The sequence below is a fragment of the Salegentibacter lacus genome (assembly GCF_020164555.1).
Classification (GTDB): domain Bacteria; phylum Bacteroidota; class Bacteroidia; order Flavobacteriales; family Flavobacteriaceae; genus Salegentibacter; species Salegentibacter lacus.
Window position 1 is genome coordinate 50,539 of sequence record NZ_JAIQZB010000011.1, and the last position, 17,493, is coordinate 68,031.

Below are 17,493 nucleotides of genomic sequence, written 5' to 3' on the forward strand. Positions count from 1 at the left end.
TTTTCTGAAAATCACAGTGCAAAAATAAAGAATATTACAACAAAGAGGTTTTTAAAACGTGTTAAAATGACATATCCTCAAAATTTAGCTTTTTTACTATTAGATGAAAAACCTTAAACATCTTAATAAATATTTCCTGAAGTACAAATGGAAATTATTAATTGGTCTCGTAATAACCATTGTTGCCCGAATCTTCGCGCTGTATTATATCCCGCTTATTGGCGATTCTACTGATGCGATAGAGCAATATATAAATGGTGAGATAAGTGATTTGGAAGTGCTAAAAACCGAACTTGCCGTTAACATCGCTCTTATTATAGGAGCTACTTTAATCGCTGCATTTCTTACCTTTTTAATGCGGCAAACCTTTATTGTAGTTTCCCGATATATTGAATTTGATCTTAAGAATGAGATCTACCAGCATTACCAGGATCTTTCGCTTAATTTCTATAAAAAGAACCGTACTGGCGATTTAATGAACCGGATTAGCGAAGATGTAAGCAAAGTGCGAATGTACCTTGGGCCGGCCATTATGTATACGGTAACTACCTTCACCTCTACTGTTGTTGTTTTAATTTTTATGGTTCAGGCAGCGCCGGAGCTTACTTTATACACCGTAGCACCACTGCCCGTTCTGGCATTTTCTATTTACAAAATTAGTGTTGCCATTCATAAACGTAGCACCGTGGTGCAGCAATATCTTTCAAGACTTAACACTTTTACACAAGAAAGTTTTAGCGGAATTGCTGTTATAAAATCCTACGGAATGGAAAACCAGATCAATCATAATTTTGTAGATCTTGCCAACGGAAGCCGGGACAAAAATATTGATCTTGTAAAAGTGCAGGCCTTTTTCTTTCCACTTATGGTGTTGCTAATAGGTATTAGTAACGTACTTGTAATTTATGTTGGCGGTAATCAATATATAAAAGGGGAAATTGAAAATATTGGGGTTATTGTTGAATTCCTCCTCTATGTAAATATGCTTACCTGGCCTATCGCCTCCATTGGCTGGGTTACATCTTTGGTGCAGCAGGCCGATGCTTCACAGGAACGAATCAACGAGTTTTTAGATGAAGCTCCTGAAATCACAAACCAGAAAGAAACACCCGATGAAATTCACGGAAGCATCGCTTTTAAAAACGTGAGTTTTACTTATGATGATACAAATATCACCGCGATTAAAAATCTTTCTTTTGAAGTAAGTAGCGGAGAAACTCTTGCAATTATTGGGAAAACAGGCTCAGGAAAATCTACTATTCTCGAACTTATTGGCAGGTTGTATGATGTACCAGAAGGGGAAATTTGTATAGACGGCAAAAATATTCAGAACCTCAACCTGGATAGTTTAAGAAATAGCATCGGTTACGTTCCGCAGGATGCATTTTTATTCAGCGATTCTATTAAAAACAATATCAAATTCGGAAAAACCGACGCCAGCGACGAAGAGATTTTTGAAGCCGCTAGAAATGCTTCAGTGCATAAGAACATCGTTGGGTTCAGCAAAGGCTATGACACCGTACTGGGAGAACGCGGAATTACACTTTCAGGCGGTCAAAAGCAACGTGTCTCTATTGCTCGCGCGATTATCCACGATCCAAAAATCTTACTGTTCGACGATTGCCTTTCAGCGGTAGATACCGAAACCGAAGAAGCAATCCTGAATAACCTTTTTAAAATTTCAAAAGAGAAAACTACAATAATTGTGAGTCACAGAATTTCTTCCGCAAAAAATGCTGATAAAATTATAATTCTGGAAGACGGTGCAATTGTTCAACAAGGCACTCATTCACAATTACTAAACCAGCAAGGCTATTACAAAGAATTGTACGCAAAACAGCTAAATGAAAAAGAAATGTGAAAATATTTTGCTAGATGTTAAAAATTTTTAGATTTTTGAACAGTACTAAAACAAAACTATAAAGAATCTATTTTATGAGCGACAAGGGAATGATGGAGAAAGAAGAAATATTCTCTAAAGTGCTAAGGGCCGGAAGAAGAACATACTTCTTTGATGTGAGAGCCACGCGTGCAGACGATTATTACCTGACTATTACTGAAAGTAAAAAATTTACCAACGACGATGGTTCCTTTTTCTACAAAAAACACAAAATTTACCTTTACAAGGAGGATTTTGCCGGTTTTAATGAAATTCTACAGGAAATGACCGACTTCATCCTTAATGAAAAAGGAGAGGAAGTAATTAGCGAACGTCACCAAAAAGATTTCAAAAAAGAATATGAAACTTCAGAAAATGGCGAAGCGCAAGGAGTTTCTCCAGAGAAGTTTACAGATGTAAGTTTTGACGACATCTAAAACTTTACTCGAGTATCGAGATTAAATACTCCGAGGCTTACCTCGAAATGAAAACTATATAAAACCGTCCCGAAAATATCGGGACGGTTTTTTTATATTTATAGCCCTAATAAAAAATTATCATGCAAAAACTTTTACCCTTACTAATTTTCTTTATTTGTTTTAACTCTTTCGCTCAGCAAGAAGATCTTAGTCTTGATTATTATTTACCTCAAGATGTTAGTTACAGCGAGGAAATTCCAAAGCCCCAGGATATAATTGGTTACATTCCCGGCGAATGGCACGTATCCCACGATTTACTTTTAAATTATATGCGGGAACTTGCCAGGGTTTCTCCCAGAATTACCCTAGAGAATAGAGGTGAAACCTATGAAGGGCGCCCTTTAATCCTGCTTACAATCACGTCAGAAGAAAACCATAATAACCTGGAAGAAATTCGAAAAAATCACCTTGCTTTAACACAGGAAAACGCTTCTTCCCTGAATACCGAAGAAATGCCCATTGTTGTAAACCAGGGATTTTCGATTCACGGCAACGAAGCCAGCGGATCTAACGCAGCGATTCTGGCAGCTTATTATCTCGCTGCAGCCGGGGGCGAAGAAATTCAAGAATTATTAGATAACACAATTATTCTTTTTGACCCTGCATTTAATCCCGATGGGCTGCAACGTTTCGCTTATTGGGCTAATACCAATAAAAGTGAAAATATAAACCCAGATCCGCAAGATCGTGAATACAACGAAGTTTGGCCAGGAGGTAGAACCAACCACTATTGGTTTGATATGAACCGTGACTGGTTACCGGTACAGTTACCCGAATCCCAGGCACGTTTGGAAACTTTTCATAAATGGTCTCCCAATATTTTGACAGATCATCACGAAATGGGTTCTAATTCCAGCTTTTTCTTCCAACCGGGAATTCCTTCCAGAACACATCCGCTTACCCCGGATATTAACCAGGAACTCACCAAAGAAATAGGAACTTACCACGCTGCTGCTTTCGACGAATTAGGCTCCTTTTATTATACCGAAGAAAATTATGATGATTTTTATTACGGAAAAGGCTCTACTTTCCCCGATATTAACGGAAGTATAGGAATTCTCTTTGAACAAGGAAGTTCCCGTGGCCACGCCCAGGAAACTGAAAATGGCATTTTAACCTTTCCGTTTACTATAAGAAATCAATTTACAGCTGCGCTTTCTACTTTGGAGGCAGCTAAAAATATGCGTGAGAAAATCCTTAATTATCAGCGTAATTTCTATAAAAACGCCCGCAATTCTGCCGAAAACGGAGCTTACGTGTTTGGAAGTGAAAAAGATGCTTCTTCAGCCTACGAACTGGCCAAAATCCTCGAGAAACATAAAGTAGAGATCCACCAATTACAGGAAAATTTCGAAACCGATGGAAAGGATTTCAAAAAGAATTCCGCTTATGTAGTTCCTAAAAATCAGCGCCAGCATAGATTGGTAAAAGCAATGTTTGAGCGCAGAACAGAATTTGAAGATAGTTTATTCTACGATATTTCAGCCTGGACGCTTCCACTGGCGTTCAACCTCGATTTTGCTGAAGACGTAAAAATGAACAAAGCTGGCCAGAAAATAGAAAATCTGGAAAAACCGGAAATTCAGCCAGTACAGAAAAGCAATTATGCATATGTGATGCAATGGCACGATTTCTATTCGCCAAAAGCTTTAAATATGGTATTGGAGAAAGGCCTGCGTGCAAAGGTTGGAATGCAGCCATTCTCTTTAGAAAATAAAGAGTACGACTACGGAACAATTTTAATTCCTGTTCAAAATCAAGAATTGGATGCAGATGAAATGCACAAATTTCTACAAAATATAGCAGAAAAATCTAATGTACAAATTGATGGGGTAGACACCGGATTAACCCAGGGTGTAAACCTTGGAAGTAATCAATTTAGAGCATTAGAGCCTGCAAAAGTAGCTTTAATTGTCGGTGAAGGGATTACGCCGTACGATGCCGGAGAAATCTGGCATTTATTTGATCAGCGCTACGATATGAAAATCACCAAACTGGACACCAGGAGGTTTTCGAGGGCAGATCTAAGCAGATATACCGATATTATTCTTCCAAATTCCTGGGGCAGTGCTTTAGAGAATGGAGATGTAGAAAAACTCAAAGAATGGGTTCGTGACGGAGGAACTCTAATTGGTTACCGGAATGCTGCCCGTTTTTTTGAAAAAGAAGATTTTATGGACCTCGAAATCAAAAAAGATAGTCTGGTAGCCGAAAATATAAGTTTTGAAGAACAAAGAGATTTTAGAGGTGCCCGGGGAATTGGCGGCGCTATCTTTGAAGCAAATATAGATCGTTCACATCCTGTAAACTTTGGTTATACTGATGACAAACTTCCTTTATTTAGAAATACCACGATCTTTGTTGAAGCCGATAAACAAAGCTATAACAATCCAATCCAATATACCCAAAATCCTTTACTGAGCGGTTACATTAGCGCTCCCAGGTTAGAAGCTATTGCAGGTACAGTTCCATTTAAACATACAGGAATGGGACGCGGTAACGTAATTCTATTTACCGATAATACTAATTTCAGGGCTTTCTGGTTTGGAACCAATAAATTATTGATGAATGCCATCTTCTTTGGTGATGAAATGTAAACCTTGATATAGATGCACGCAACCTTTATTGGTTATGTGCATCTATATAATAGAAACAATAACAAGAAGGATGAAAAATTTACTCCTTATAGTATTACTTGCCACTATGACCTGCAGTTGTTCTACAGCTCCTAATAGCCCGGATATCTCTTTAGATAAAGAAGATATTACCGGAAAATGGCAGTTAACCGAATCCCTGGCCGATCCTGGTGATGGAAGCGGTACCTGGCAAACGGTAGAAAACGGCAAAACCCTGGAATTTGATGAAGATGGAATGGTTTATTCTTCTACAAGTTTCTGTTATGGTGAGGAAATTAACGAAGCAACGTACGATGCTTCAGAGAAAATGATTAGCTCAAATTGTGCGGACAGGAATGTTGAACTAAGCTACGAATTGAAAGAAGGTAAGTTATTTGTTACCCCACACAATCCAAGATGCATTGAAGCCTGTGGTAGTAAGTACAGCAAATTAGAAGATTAGGTTTTTATCCTACTCGCAGTCCATTTTCCACTCTAAAATCGAGGTTTAGTAGTACAATATCATTCTCCTTTCCTACTGCCCCCAAAACCAGGCATTCGCTCATAATATTGGCAATTTGTTTCTTAGGAAAATTGACAACGGCAACAATTTGCCGGTTGAGTAAGTCCTCCTTTTTGTAGCGTTTTGTAATTTGAGCCGAAGTTTTTCTTTGGCCAATTACTGATCCAAAATCGATCACCATCTTATAAGCAGGATTTTTAGCTTCAGGGAAGTCTGAAACTTCCGTAATAGTTCCTATTCTCATTTCTACTTTTTCAAAATCCTTCCAGGAAATTTCCATCTTTAATTTTTAATCCAAATTAGAAAAAAAGTCAATATTCCGAAGTGAATTCGTAAATTACTTCGGGCTGAGCTAGTAAAGCATAAATATGGAACACTATTTTAATTTCTAGGCAAGCACCGGAATATTTTAAATCTCGATTATCAAGTAAATTTTATAACAAAGGAAATGGCCAGAACCGCTTCAAATATGATAGAACTGGGTACACCGGCACCCGATTTTAACCTTATAGATGTTATCACCAATAATCGATATTCCTTAGCAGATATCAGGGGTAATAAAGGCACTTTAATTATGTTTATAAGTAACCACTGCCCATTCGTGAAACATGTAAACGAGGAAATAGTAAGACTGGCCGGTGACTATCGCGTACTGGGATTTGGGTTTGCTGCCATTATGAGTAACGATGTAGAAAACTACCCTGCAGATCATCCCGATAATATGAATGAGGTTGCCAGAAGGCATCAATACTCTTTTCCTTATCTCTTTGATGAATCCCAGGAAGTGGCACGAGCTTATAAAGCCGCCTGCACGCCAGATTTCTATCTTTTTGACGATGAGCTGAAATTAATCTACCGTGGGCAGCTGGACGATTCCCGGCCGGGAAATGGAATTCCGGTTAACGGGCGGCATTTACGTGATGCGATGGATGCCGTGCTTTCGAATAAAACAGTTCCAGAGAATCAGAAACCCAGTATGGGCTGTAATATAAAATGGAAGTACACACCCGAATCCTAATATTCCTAGATCTTCAAGTTGAAATTAAAAAAGCGGCAATCAGTTAATTTTATCACAAAGCAAACAAATCCTATTGGTTTGATAGGTTTTCCTGAGTATTATTCGTTAATTTTATAATTCGAATCACTAAAAATATAGCATTATGAGCGAATTAAAATTAGGAGATAAAGCACCAAATTTTGATGCTGAAACTTCAGAAGGAAAAATCAACTTTTATGATTATTTAGGGGATAGCTGGGGAATTTTATTTTCGCATCCTGCAGATTATACCCCAGTTTGTACTACAGAACTAGGCACGGTTGCGAAATACAAAGATAAATTTGAAGCCCGAAACACCAAAGTAATGGCACTAAGTGTAGATGGCGTAGAATCTCATAAAGGCTGGATTGAAGATATTAACGAAACTCAAAACACCACGGTGAATTTCCCGATTATTGCCGATGAAGATAAAAAGGTTTCAAACCTGTATGGAATGATCCACCCGAAAGCCGATAACACACTTACGGTACGTTCAGTTTACGTAATTGGTCCAGACAAAACGATTAAACTAATGATTACCTATCCGGCCAGTACCGGTAGAAATTTTGATGAATTACTAAGGGTGATAGATTCGCTACAACTTACTGCTTATCAAAAAGTGGCTACACCGGCTAACTGGAAGCAAGGAGAAGATGTAGTAATAAGTCCTTCGGTTTCTAATGAAGATGCCAAAGAGATGTTCCCTAAAGGTTTTAAAGAGGTAAAACCATACCTTAGAATGACCCCGCAACCGGATTCTAAGTAGAGATTAAGAAAAAAGAGTTTTAAAATACCAAATCGTCATCTTGAATTCATTTCAGGATCTATATTTTTAAACATTAGAAGCTGAAACAAGTTCAGCTTGACGGAAAAAAATACTTTTAAAACTTCCTCTATTAAATAAAAATACCTCCCAGGTTTCTGAAACTTGAGAGGTATTTTTATTTAAAATTTAATGATTGGGGCTTTTTACTTTACTGCAACCAATTCTACATCAAAAACTAAAGCTGCGTTTGGTGGAATTACACCACCGGCACCTTGTTCCCCGTAAGCTAAATGCGACGGAATAACGAAACGGGCCTGGTCTCCAACATTCAACCTAAGAATACCTTCATCCCATCCGCTAATTACGTGCCCTACTCCTACCGGAAATTCCAACGGCTGGTTTCTCTTATAAGAAGAATCGAAAACGCTACCATCAGTAAGCATTCCTTTGTAGTGTACTGAAACGGTTTGACCTTTTTCAGGTTTTGCTCCTTCGCCTTTCTTTTCAATTTTATATCTAAGTCCGCTTTCTGTGGTTTTAAATCCCTGAGATAATTTTCCCAACAATTCTTCTTCTCTTTGCTTAGCGGCTTCTTCTCTTTTAGCTTTAGCACCATCAAACTGTCTAAAAGATTCTACCGCATTAAAATTCTGCGCACTTTCACCAGATCTTATTATCTCAAGTTTTTCAATTTTATCGCCTTGTTTAATGCTATCAACCACATCTTGCCCTTCAATCACACTACCAAAAACAGTATGCTTCCCATCTAACCAGGGAGTTTCGGTATGAGTAATAAAAAACTGGCTGCCGTTCGTTCCGGGACCGGCATTGGCCATAGAAAGTTTTCCCGGAGCATCGTGTTTTAAATCGGGATGAATTTCATCTTCAAACTTATAACCGGGACCACCAACTCCTGTTCCTTGTGGATCACCACCCTGAACCATAAAATTAGGAATCACACGGTGAAATTTAAGATCGTCGTAATAAGGTTTTCCCTGAGCAAAAGCATCGTTCTCCAACTTACCTTCGGCAAGACCTACAAAGTTTCCTACTGTTCCGGGTACTTTTTCGTATTCCAGTTCCACTAAAATTTGGCCTTTAGTGGTATAAAATTTAGCATATAATCCGTCGTTCATTTTCTTATATTTTTAGAGGTGCAAAGATATCCATTTTTAATAGAATGATTTAATATACTTTTTCACCGTTTACGTAAGTTTCCAATACTTTGATTTCAGGAATTTCTGAAGCATCCACTTCCATAATATCTTTATCTAATATTATAAAATCGGCGTATTTTCCTGCTTCAATACTTCCTTTTTCCTCTTCTTCAAAATTAGCGTAGGCAGCCCATATCGTCATTCCTTTTAAGGTTTCTTCCCGGGAAAGAGCCTGATCTATCATAAAACCATTTTCAGGGTAATTATCGGTATCCTGTCTTGACACTGCTGCGTAAAAAGTAAGAAACGGACTCACTTCCTCCACCGGAAAATCGGTTCCTAAAGCCACGATCCCGGCTTCGTCCAATAATTTCTTATAGGCATAAGCACCCTGCAGCCTTTCTTCACCCAAGCGGTCTTCGGCCCAATACATATCGCTGGTTGCGTGGGTAGGCTGAATAGAAGGAATAATATTTTTGCTGAAATATTTAAAATCTGAAGTATCGATCACCTGGGAATGTTCTACCCTCCAGCGACGGTCTTCATCACCTTTTAAAAGCTCATCATAAGTTTCTAAAACCAGGTAATTTGCTGAATCTCCAATGGCGTGGGTATTTAACTGGAACTTTGAAGCAGCTACACGTTTTGCGGTTTCTTTAAAATCTTCAACCGGGGATAGCAAAGCTCCATAATGACCGGCTCTATCGCTGTACTCTTCTTTTAAAGCCGCTCCTCTTGAGCCAAGCGCACCATCACCATAAAATTTAACCGATCTCACATTTAATCGTTCAGTTTTAATCGGGTCTTTATCAAGGTAATAATCAAGGTTTTCTTCGGTATTACTAATCATCGCATATAACCTTATTTTAAGGCTTCTTTCTTTATGCAGACTATCCATAAGTTCTATGGTTTCTCTATCAATTCCGGCGTCAACAACTGTTGTTAATCCATATTCAAAAGAAATCTTTTGAGCTTCAAGTAATGCATTTACTTGCTCTTCGGTAGAAGGTTCAGGCTGAGCATCGGCAATAAGACTCATAGGATTATCTATAATAATCCCGGTAAGTTTACCATCTTTTTGTTCAATATCTCCACCTTCAAAAGCAGTTTCGGTAGTAATCCCGGCTTTATCTAAAGCAGCCTGATTTACCAAAAGCGCGTGGCCATCTATACGGGTAACGGAAATTGGAGTATTTGGAAATAATTGATCCAAGGTATCCTTAGTAGGGAATTCTTTATTTTCCCAATCATTTTGATCCCAACCTCTTCCGGTAATAAATTCTACACCTCTTTTATTCTGAAAATCTACAATACGCTGCACAACCTCATCAAAACTTTTGGTGCCGGATAGATCTACGCGTTGCTGCTGTAACCCAAGACGATAAAAATGTGCGTGGGCATCAATAAACCCGGGAAAAACGCTTTTACCTCCTGCATCAAATTTTTCTGCAACTTTATATTTTTCCTCAAGAGCTTCAGTAGTCCCAATTTGCAGGAATTTCCCGTCTTTAGTGACAAAGGCTTCAGCGGTACTAAAACTATCGTCTACAGTATAAATTTCGGCATTAAAAACAAGGAGATCTGCTTCTTCTCTATCTTCAGAATTACAGGAAATAAGCATTATACTTAAAACACTAAAAAGTAATATTTTTCTCATTTTCTCAATTTTTAGATAAAAATAAAAAATGCGCCCGTTAAAGGCGCATTTTAGTATGTTTATTTAAATAATAAGTTAAAAAATCGCATCTATAATCTGGTCACGTATACTTTGGTTTGCTGCAGCAGCAAGTGCTATAGAAACAAAGAGACCAATCATCGCGTAAGCAAAATCTTTAAAGATCATTCTACCGGCTTTCTTACGGTGTTTCTTACCTTTCTTATTTCTCGCCAAACTTATTGCGATTTCCCTACCACCAATAATACCAAGGAAAACCCAGGTAGTACTCATTGGTACCGTACTAATAAATAGCTTATAAATAAGTAGAATTACATAAGTTAAATCTACCAGAGTTGCGGCTCGAATATCAGAAATCCGTGATTTTTCACTAACTACCTCCTGGATTTTATCTCCGCGCAGGTAAAATAATAATCCCAGACCACCAAAAATGGTAAGTGCAAATACTACAAACTGGAAAGCATCAAGACTTCTTGGAAGGAATACTGCTATGTTAGCACCATCCTGCATTACCCAAACTCCCCAAAGCGTACCACTTACAATCCACTGAACTGCTGTCCAGCTATGATTAAATTTCCTGCTTTTGAAATATTTTCTTATAAAATTATAGGAAAAATACCAAACCAGAAAGGATAATATAAAAGCCATTACATACCCAGACCAGCTTTTCCAAACTACCGAAGTAATTCCTGAAGTATCGGCACTAAACACACTTAAAATAAGAAAGGTGGTAGAAACCGGCATTTTAAGCCTGGTTAGAATTAATAAAACTAAAGGCGCTATAATTTGAAAGAAACTGAAGCTCTCTGGATGTGGATATGGCGAAGTTCCATCGGGTTTTAATAAGCGCTGAAAGGTAACGTCTCCATCAAAATAAAACCAGCTAAAGGTAACTACTCCCAAGAAAATGGTTCCCACATAGAGCCACAAAATCCACCAACGCTTGGCTTTATTACTCTCAATAAAAGTTCCTAAAGACTGAATACTATCATTAGCAACAGTGGCATAGGCAGCAAAGAAAAAACCCAGCCACATAGCTGCAGTTTTATTACCGGTAAATATTCCTGCCATAATAATACCTACAATTACAATTGCTAGGAAAGCTTTTTCCTGAACCATAAAGTCCAGAATATTCAAATACGGGCGGGACCGGTCACTACGTTGAAATTTTTTGCCTTTTGCCATTAAGTAGCCTTTTTTATAATTTTGGTATATTTGAAACCGGTTTCCTTTAAAAACCGTATTAAAAATTTGGGTACAATATTAGGTAGTTCTAATGTTAATTCTGAATTTTCAATGTTGTGTTATTGTTAAGGAATTTTAGCTAGCAAACCCTATTAACCAACTGATCACAGGGTTTTTAAGAACTATAATTTCAATGAAGATATTATTAATAACGTAAAAAAGCACCATTAATTGGTGCTTTTTTAAATTTTAAGATAGCTTTTCTTATTAAAAATCGAATTTATACGTTGCTCCTGCAAGAACCTGTAATCCCTGTACCTGGAAATTAGTCCATCGTTGATAATTGTTATTTAAAAGGTTACTTCCCTTCGCAAATGCCGAAAGCCTGTCATTAAACCTATAGCCTAAATGAGCATTTACATCAAAATAGCTATCAAGGCTAATTGTACTCATTGATGGTTCTCCTGCTGAAGCAACTCTTTCCTGGTCAAAACGCTCGCCAATATAAAACAAGTTGGCCCCGGTATACCAATTTTCATTAATTTGATAATCGGCATTTAGAGAGGCTTTAAAATCTGGAAGGTTCCAGGCTTCTACTTCATCTTCTGTACTGTAATTAAAATATTCAGCATTAATTCCCAAACGGAAGTTTCGGTTTACATCAACATTTAACTCACCGGCAACAGAAAGGGTTTTAACATCATCATAAGCTACTTCAAAAGAATTTCCGTAGGCATAATTCTCGGTTGTGATATCGTTCGCCTGGGCATTGCGTTTAAACAAAGCTTTATTGAATTGCGATTCATAACCTGTTCTAAAATTATAAGAAATACTATTACTTAATTTTCCTTTCGCACCTACATAAGCATTATACTCATTGTCGGTTGGTTTTATTTCTAAACTTGGAGAAACATAAGGGTTTTCCTGAATAAATTTATAATAGGTGTTTTGTTGCAAACCACCTTCTAAACCAGCATAAGGTGTAAAATAATCACCGCCTAATCTATAACTGGCTGTTACTTTTGGGTAAATATAAAAGTTACCATCACTGTTTTCTACATCCTGGCTATAGAAAAAAGCCACACCAAGATTAATGGTTAGATCGTCCCTTAAAATCAATAAACTTGGATTAATCCCGAAGTTCATAAAGGTATATTCATAGTTTTCTGTCGCCAGAAACTGTTCCCCCATTTGTCCATTTACAATATCGGTATAGATATTTGTGGTAATTAATTCATCGGCGATATTGACTTCAAAAGTTCCACGGGCGTCAAAATGATTTTCTGTAGTAGAATAAGAATCCCCAGTATGCCTAAATTTTGCCCTTGCATTATCAAAAAACGAATCGTAAAGTTCTATTTCACCACCCGCATAGGCTGAGAAATAATTTTGTGCAGGATCTACAGCATTTATTTCTGTATTGCTAAAATTAGCATTTTGTGGCAGACCATACCAGTTAAAGAGTTGGTGCTGCGCTCCTACTTCGGTTTTCCAACCTAAATCGCGGGTTTTAGAATTATAACTTAGGTTAAGCTCGGTATCATAAAACTTATCATCTAATGCAATACCATCAATCCCGCCCTGAGACGAGTTATGCTCTAAATAGATTCCAAAATTATCAGTTCGGCTCACCTCAAGGTTACTGTAAAATTCAGCCAGAAGATTGCCGTAATTTCCAAAACCAAGACTCGCATAATTATCATAAACTTTTACGGGTCGCTCTCTTTCTACCGTGGTAGCACGCCCTTTTGCAGGCGTAAATGTAGAAGCCACGGGAACTGAAAAGATGCTGTATTGCACCGGTCTTTTTTCAGTCCGTACAGAATCTGCCTCTGTAGGGGTTTGCTTTATTTTATTCGCATCTTTAACTGTTGGGGTATATGGTTTTACTACGGTTACAGTTTCGCTGTCTATAGGATCCTGAGCAAAAAGAACCCCACTAATTAAAAACAGACTTAAAAACAGGTTTCTTTTTATTGAAAACATTTGCATATAGAAATTCTTAAATGTTAGATTTAAAGTTGAATTAGTTATTTGCTTCTACCGAAGAATTGGTTTTTGCCTCTTCTGTCTTTATTCTGGATAGTTCCTCCCTGGCTTCCTGAACAATTTCAGGATAGTTAGAGAAGTTATTAATCACATTCTCCAGAATATAAGTTGCCTGATAAGCATCGTCCAGTTCGTAGAAATTATCGGCCATTAATACCAGGCCTTTGGCCCCCCAGCGTTTATAACCGGAAAAATCTTTAGCCAGAATTTGCACCGCCGCATTGGAAGCTTCGTAATTTCTGCTTTCATTTTTAAAGTAAGCATCATAATATAAAGCCTCGGCAGCCAATTCTCCTTTAGCAGTTTTTTGTACTTCTGAATAAGCATTTTTTGCTTTACTCATATTTCCTGAAGCAAAAGCAGCACGCGCCACAATTACCCGGGCATCGTTTCTTGCTTCTGAATCTGACTCGGAATTAGCCAATACCTTATCGGCATAATTAGCAGCTTTTTCAGGCTGATTTAATTCCAGATAAGATTTCATAAGGTTAGATTGCGCAAAAATCACATTTTGTTCTGAGCTGGCTTGTTTCTCCAGCTTTTCTAAATAACCAACGGCTTCGCGATAGTTCTCATTTTTAAGCAATATTTCAGATAGCCTGGAAAGTGCTTCTTCGGTAAATTCATTTTTAGGTTTATCGGCTACAAATCGATAATTCGCTTCTGCTTTGTCATTATTGTCATTTCGATAATACAACTGCCCTAAATAGAAATTAGCGTTGATGGAATGAATTCCATTAGGAAAACGTTGCAGGTAATTTTCAAATCCGCTTATCGCCCTATCATATTCATTATTAAAATATTGATTTTCGGCAGATTCGTAAGTAGTATTATCTAAATCGGCATCGGTAACCTCAACAAAATCTATGTTTCTCACCCAATCTGCATATTCATCGGTGCGGCCAAGGTCTACATAAACCATTCTTGCGGTAGAAACCGCCTGTTTAGATTCTGGTGTATTTGGGTAATCGCTAACCACTTTCTTTAACTTCTCAAGAGCACGATTTCCATTATCAGCATTATAATGAATAAGCGCCTGGCGTAGCATTGCCTTAGGCACGAATGCACTCTGTGGCACTTCTCTTATTAAACGATCGTAAGCAGATAATGCTTCAGAAGTATTATTTGCGGAAACATAAGTGTTCCCAAGCTCATACATGGCATCGTCTCTAAAAGAAGAACGAGAATATTGATTGATAAAGCTGCGAAGTTCAGAAATTTTGGTATCTCTTCTGTCAATAAATCCGTAGCTCATTGCTTTTTGAAAAGCGGCATAATCATTATCTCCACTTAGCGAAAGTGCTTTATCATAAGCTTCTATCGCAGGCCAGTATTGGCTGCTCACAAAATAAGTGTCTCCTAATCTTAATAAGGCGTCATTTCTACGGGCAACATCGTTAGATCCGTTTTCAGAATAACGCTTAAAATATTCTATCGCTCTGGAATATTCATTCTTTTTGAAATAGGCATAACCAAGGTTATAATCCAGGTTTTCCAGTTCATCTGTGCCTTGCGCGGCATTCATCCCTGCAAACTCACGATAACCAATTATTGCATCATCAATTCTATTAATATTATATTCACTTTCAGCTTTCCAGAAAGTTGCTTTAGCGGTTATCTTTTGGTCTCTGGGCTCAGAAAGTGCTTTCTCAAAATTAGTGATGGCTTTTGCATAATCACCATCTTCATATAGCTGAAGCCCGTAATAGTAAGCTACTTTCTGGTAAGCTTGTTTATCGCTAAAATTGCGGTTGTTTTCCAACAAACGCATAGCTTCTTCAAAATTTCCTGAAGTAAGGAAAGAATCTATAAGCAAACTTTCCATAGCCGCCCTGTTTTCAGATTCAGGATATTTCTCAATGAAATTGATTAATACCTGAGACGGGCTCTCGTAACTGTTTCCTATTTCATAACTCAGTTTTGCATAATTCATATACGCATCTTCCTGAATTTTAGGATTTAAATCCATTTCGCTGGCATTCTTAAAAGCGTTTAAAGCCTGCTGCTTTTGGTTAGATTCCAAATAAGACTGCGCTAAATGATAATATGCGTTTTGCGCAACTTCATTTTTACCGTCTATAATTTTGTTGAATTCAGAGATAGCTTTTTCATAATCTCCCTGTTTATAATAAGCATAACCCAACTGGTAATAATCTGTATTATTCCATCTACCGCGTTCTCCGCTGTATTCCGTTAGGTAAGGCAAAGCCTCTTCATACTGTTCTAAGTTGAAATAACTCTCCCCAATTATTTTATTTAATTGTGAACGCTCTATGCGGTTAGAACTCTGCAATTGATCTTTAGCCAGTTTAATCGCCTCTTCAAAGTTCCCCAGTTTAAAATTCATATCGGCCTGGAAATAAGAAAGATCTTCGCTGTAACGATCGTTATTACTCACCGCTTCAAAATTCTCGTTGGCTTCTTCATAGTCATCGCCCTCATAGGCCATATAACCTATGTAATATTTGGCCTGGGAGCCAAATTCCTGGGAATTACGAACCCGCTCTAAATATTTACGAGCTTCGTCATATTGTTTTGCTCTAAAATAGGCATATCCATTATTGAAATAAAAGCGCTCTTTATCTGCGCGGCTCATGCTATTCTCATCAACTTTATCGTACCATTTACGGGCCAGGGAATATTTTCCGGTTTGGAAATAGTAATCGGCTACATCAAGATAAGCCGAATTGGTCTTTGTACTGGTAGGATAACGACTTACAAAACGCTCCATCAATCTGTCGGCGCCCGGTTGGTTTAACCTTACGGCCGCGTTGGCAATATAATAAGCACAATCTCCTTCAATTTTCTCGTCTTCAGTTTGCTCTTTTACTTCATCAAACAAGTTTTGGGCAGCCAAAAATTGCTGATTATTATAAAGTTCAAGGGCCTTGTTAAATTCAGCGAGATCGTGTGTATAGGTGGCCGATCGCTGTGAAATTCCTTTAAAAGAGAAGAAAATTAAAACAACAAACAGTAAACTTTTGTTAGGTGTCATTTATAGATTTTTAAGTTGATGATTCAAAGATAATTTAAACCTTGCTTTATTAACGCTCATATAAAGTGATAATTATGTTAATGTAAAAAAAAGTAAACCCGCGCCTTTTGAAAAATGTATATTTACAGATATTTTTACACTGAAGAAAAGCCTTAAACTCTATGTCTAATACCGTCCTGGAATTAAATAACGCTGCTATTTATCAGCGTGAAAGCCTTATTTTATCTGAAGTAGATGTACACATAAACAAAGGCGAATTTGTTTATCTTATTGGTAAAACCGGAACTGGGAAAAGTAGTTTTATGAAAACACTTTACGGCGATTTACCACTTACCGAAGGCGAAGGAACTATTGTAGATTTTAATTTGAGAACGCTTAAGGAAAAAGACATTCCTTTTCTAAGAAGGAAACTAGGTGTGGTTTTTCAGGATTTTAAATTGTTAACCGATAGAAATATTAAAGACAATTTACTTTTTGTGTTGAAAGCTACCGGTTGGAAAGACCAAAAAGGTATGGATAGCAAAATAGATGAAGTGCTGGATAAAGTAGGGATGAAATCTAAGGGATTCAAATATCCTTATCAGCTATCCGGCGGGGAGCAGCAGCGTGTAGCAATTGCCAGAGCGCTTTTAAACGATCCTGAACTCATCCTTGCCGACGAACCTACCGGGAACCTGGATCCACAAACTTCGGTAGAAGTTATGGAAGTACTTCAGGAAATCAGCAAAAACGGGAATACCATTCTTATGGCTACGCACGATTATGCTTTATTACTAAAATATCCTTCAAAAACCTTAAAATGCGATGGGCAACGTGTTTTTGAAGTAGTCCAGAAATCAGTTTAAGGCTGAACTTCATCTGCTTTTACCCTGTGCTGTTTTTTATTGATAAAAAGATAGTAGAAATTTACGGCTACAATAATTCCGTTAGTTATACTTACCGGCCAGGAACTTATCAAAATTCCGTAGATAACAAACAAAATACATCCCAGGCTGTTTACAATTCTAAGCTTTATGATATTCTTCATAAAAAAAGAAATCGCTACAAAAAAGGAGGCCAGATAACCTATCCATTCAGTAAGACTAATACCTAAAAAATCATTCATACCCAAAGTTTTAAAATAGAGAAAGCCCA

Annotated in this window: 14 protein-coding genes; 7 read left to right on the forward strand and 7 right to left on the reverse strand. The window is 37.5% G+C overall.

Annotated elements, in window-relative coordinates:
- The first annotated feature begins 103 nt into the window (after positions 1-103).
- The 4 genes from LB465_RS10465 (at position 104) to LB465_RS10480 (ending at position 5,436) form a co-directional block, all read left to right on the forward strand.
- Positions 104-1,861, forward strand: a complete 1,758-nt coding sequence (locus tag LB465_RS10465) for an ABC transporter ATP-binding protein (protein WP_224469811.1) — start codon at positions 104-106, stop codon at positions 1,859-1,861.
- A 74-nt stretch (positions 1,862-1,935) separates the two neighbouring features.
- Complete coding sequence (locus LB465_RS10470) at positions 1,936-2,316, forward strand: PUR family DNA/RNA-binding protein (protein WP_079713867.1); 381 nt, start codon at positions 1,936-1,938, stop codon at positions 2,314-2,316.
- Positions 2,317-2,438: 122 nt separating this feature from the next.
- Positions 2,439-4,955 (forward strand): M14 family metallopeptidase, encoded by a 2,517-nt coding sequence (locus tag LB465_RS10475; protein ID WP_224469812.1) that lies wholly within the window; start codon positions 2,439-2,441, stop codon positions 4,953-4,955.
- A 70-nt stretch (positions 4,956-5,025) separates the two neighbouring features.
- The gene (locus LB465_RS10480) at positions 5,026-5,436 is read left to right on the forward strand and encodes a hypothetical protein (protein ID WP_224469813.1); all 411 of its coding nucleotides are present in this window, start codon (positions 5,026-5,028) and stop codon (positions 5,434-5,436) included.
- Between the two features lie 4 nt (positions 5,437-5,440).
- On the opposite strand, the gene LB465_RS10485 is transcribed toward LB465_RS10480, so the two are convergent.
- On the reverse strand, positions 5,441-5,776 hold the full coding sequence (locus LB465_RS10485; RefSeq protein ID WP_224469814.1) for a tRNA-binding protein: 336 nt from the start codon (positions 5,774-5,776) through the stop codon (positions 5,441-5,443).
- Positions 5,777-5,944: 168 nt separating this feature from the next.
- Between LB465_RS10485 and LB465_RS10490 the strand changes: the two genes are divergently transcribed.
- Both LB465_RS10490 and LB465_RS10495 read left to right on the forward strand, forming a co-directional pair.
- Positions 5,945-6,514, forward strand: coding sequence for a thioredoxin family protein (locus LB465_RS10490; protein ID WP_224469815.1), 570 nt, complete (start codon positions 5,945-5,947; stop codon positions 6,512-6,514).
- A gap of 142 nt (positions 6,515-6,656) precedes the next feature.
- The gene (locus LB465_RS10495; RefSeq protein ID WP_224469816.1) at positions 6,657-7,298 is read left to right on the forward strand and encodes a peroxiredoxin; all 642 of its coding nucleotides are present in this window, start codon (positions 6,657-6,659) and stop codon (positions 7,296-7,298) included.
- Positions 7,299-7,501: 203 nt separating this feature from the next.
- Here LB465_RS10495 and LB465_RS10500 read toward each other — a convergent pair whose 3' ends face one another.
- The 5 genes from LB465_RS10500 to LB465_RS10520 all read right to left on the reverse strand — a co-directional run bounded on the left by LB465_RS10500 (position 7,502) and on the right by LB465_RS10520 (position 16,359).
- A complete protein-coding gene (locus tag LB465_RS10500; protein WP_224469817.1) occupies positions 7,502-8,434 on the reverse strand; it encodes a peptidylprolyl isomerase in 933 nt (310 codons plus the stop codon).
- Between the two features lie 49 nt (positions 8,435-8,483).
- On the reverse strand, positions 8,484-10,112 hold the full coding sequence (locus tag LB465_RS10505; protein ID WP_224469818.1) for an amidohydrolase: 1,629 nt from the start codon (positions 10,110-10,112) through the stop codon (positions 8,484-8,486).
- A 75-nt stretch (positions 10,113-10,187) separates the two neighbouring features.
- Positions 10,188-11,315, reverse strand: coding sequence for a hypothetical protein (locus LB465_RS10510; RefSeq protein ID WP_224469819.1), 1,128 nt, complete (start codon positions 11,313-11,315; stop codon positions 10,188-10,190).
- Positions 11,316-11,582: 267 nt separating this feature from the next.
- Positions 11,583-13,301: a TonB-dependent receptor gene (locus LB465_RS10515; RefSeq protein WP_317198436.1), complete on the reverse strand. Its 1,719-nt coding sequence runs from the start codon at positions 13,299-13,301 to the stop codon at positions 11,583-11,585.
- A gap of 40 nt (positions 13,302-13,341) precedes the next feature.
- Complete coding sequence (locus LB465_RS10520; RefSeq protein ID WP_224469821.1) at positions 13,342-16,359, reverse strand: tetratricopeptide repeat protein; 3,018 nt, start codon at positions 16,357-16,359, stop codon at positions 13,342-13,344.
- 161 nt (positions 16,360-16,520) lie between these two features.
- Between LB465_RS10520 and LB465_RS10525 the strand changes: the two genes are divergently transcribed.
- Complete coding sequence (locus LB465_RS10525; RefSeq protein WP_224469822.1) at positions 16,521-17,204, forward strand: cell division ATP-binding protein FtsE; 684 nt, start codon at positions 16,521-16,523, stop codon at positions 17,202-17,204.
- Here the strand turns inward: LB465_RS10525 and LB465_RS10530 are convergent.
- The gene (locus LB465_RS10530) at positions 17,201-17,464 is read right to left on the reverse strand and encodes a YgjV family protein (protein WP_224469823.1); all 264 of its coding nucleotides are present in this window, start codon (positions 17,462-17,464) and stop codon (positions 17,201-17,203) included. The two genes, LB465_RS10525 and LB465_RS10530, sit on opposite strands and share 4 nt — an antisense overlap.
- Between the last annotated feature and the right edge of the window lie 29 nt (positions 17,465-17,493).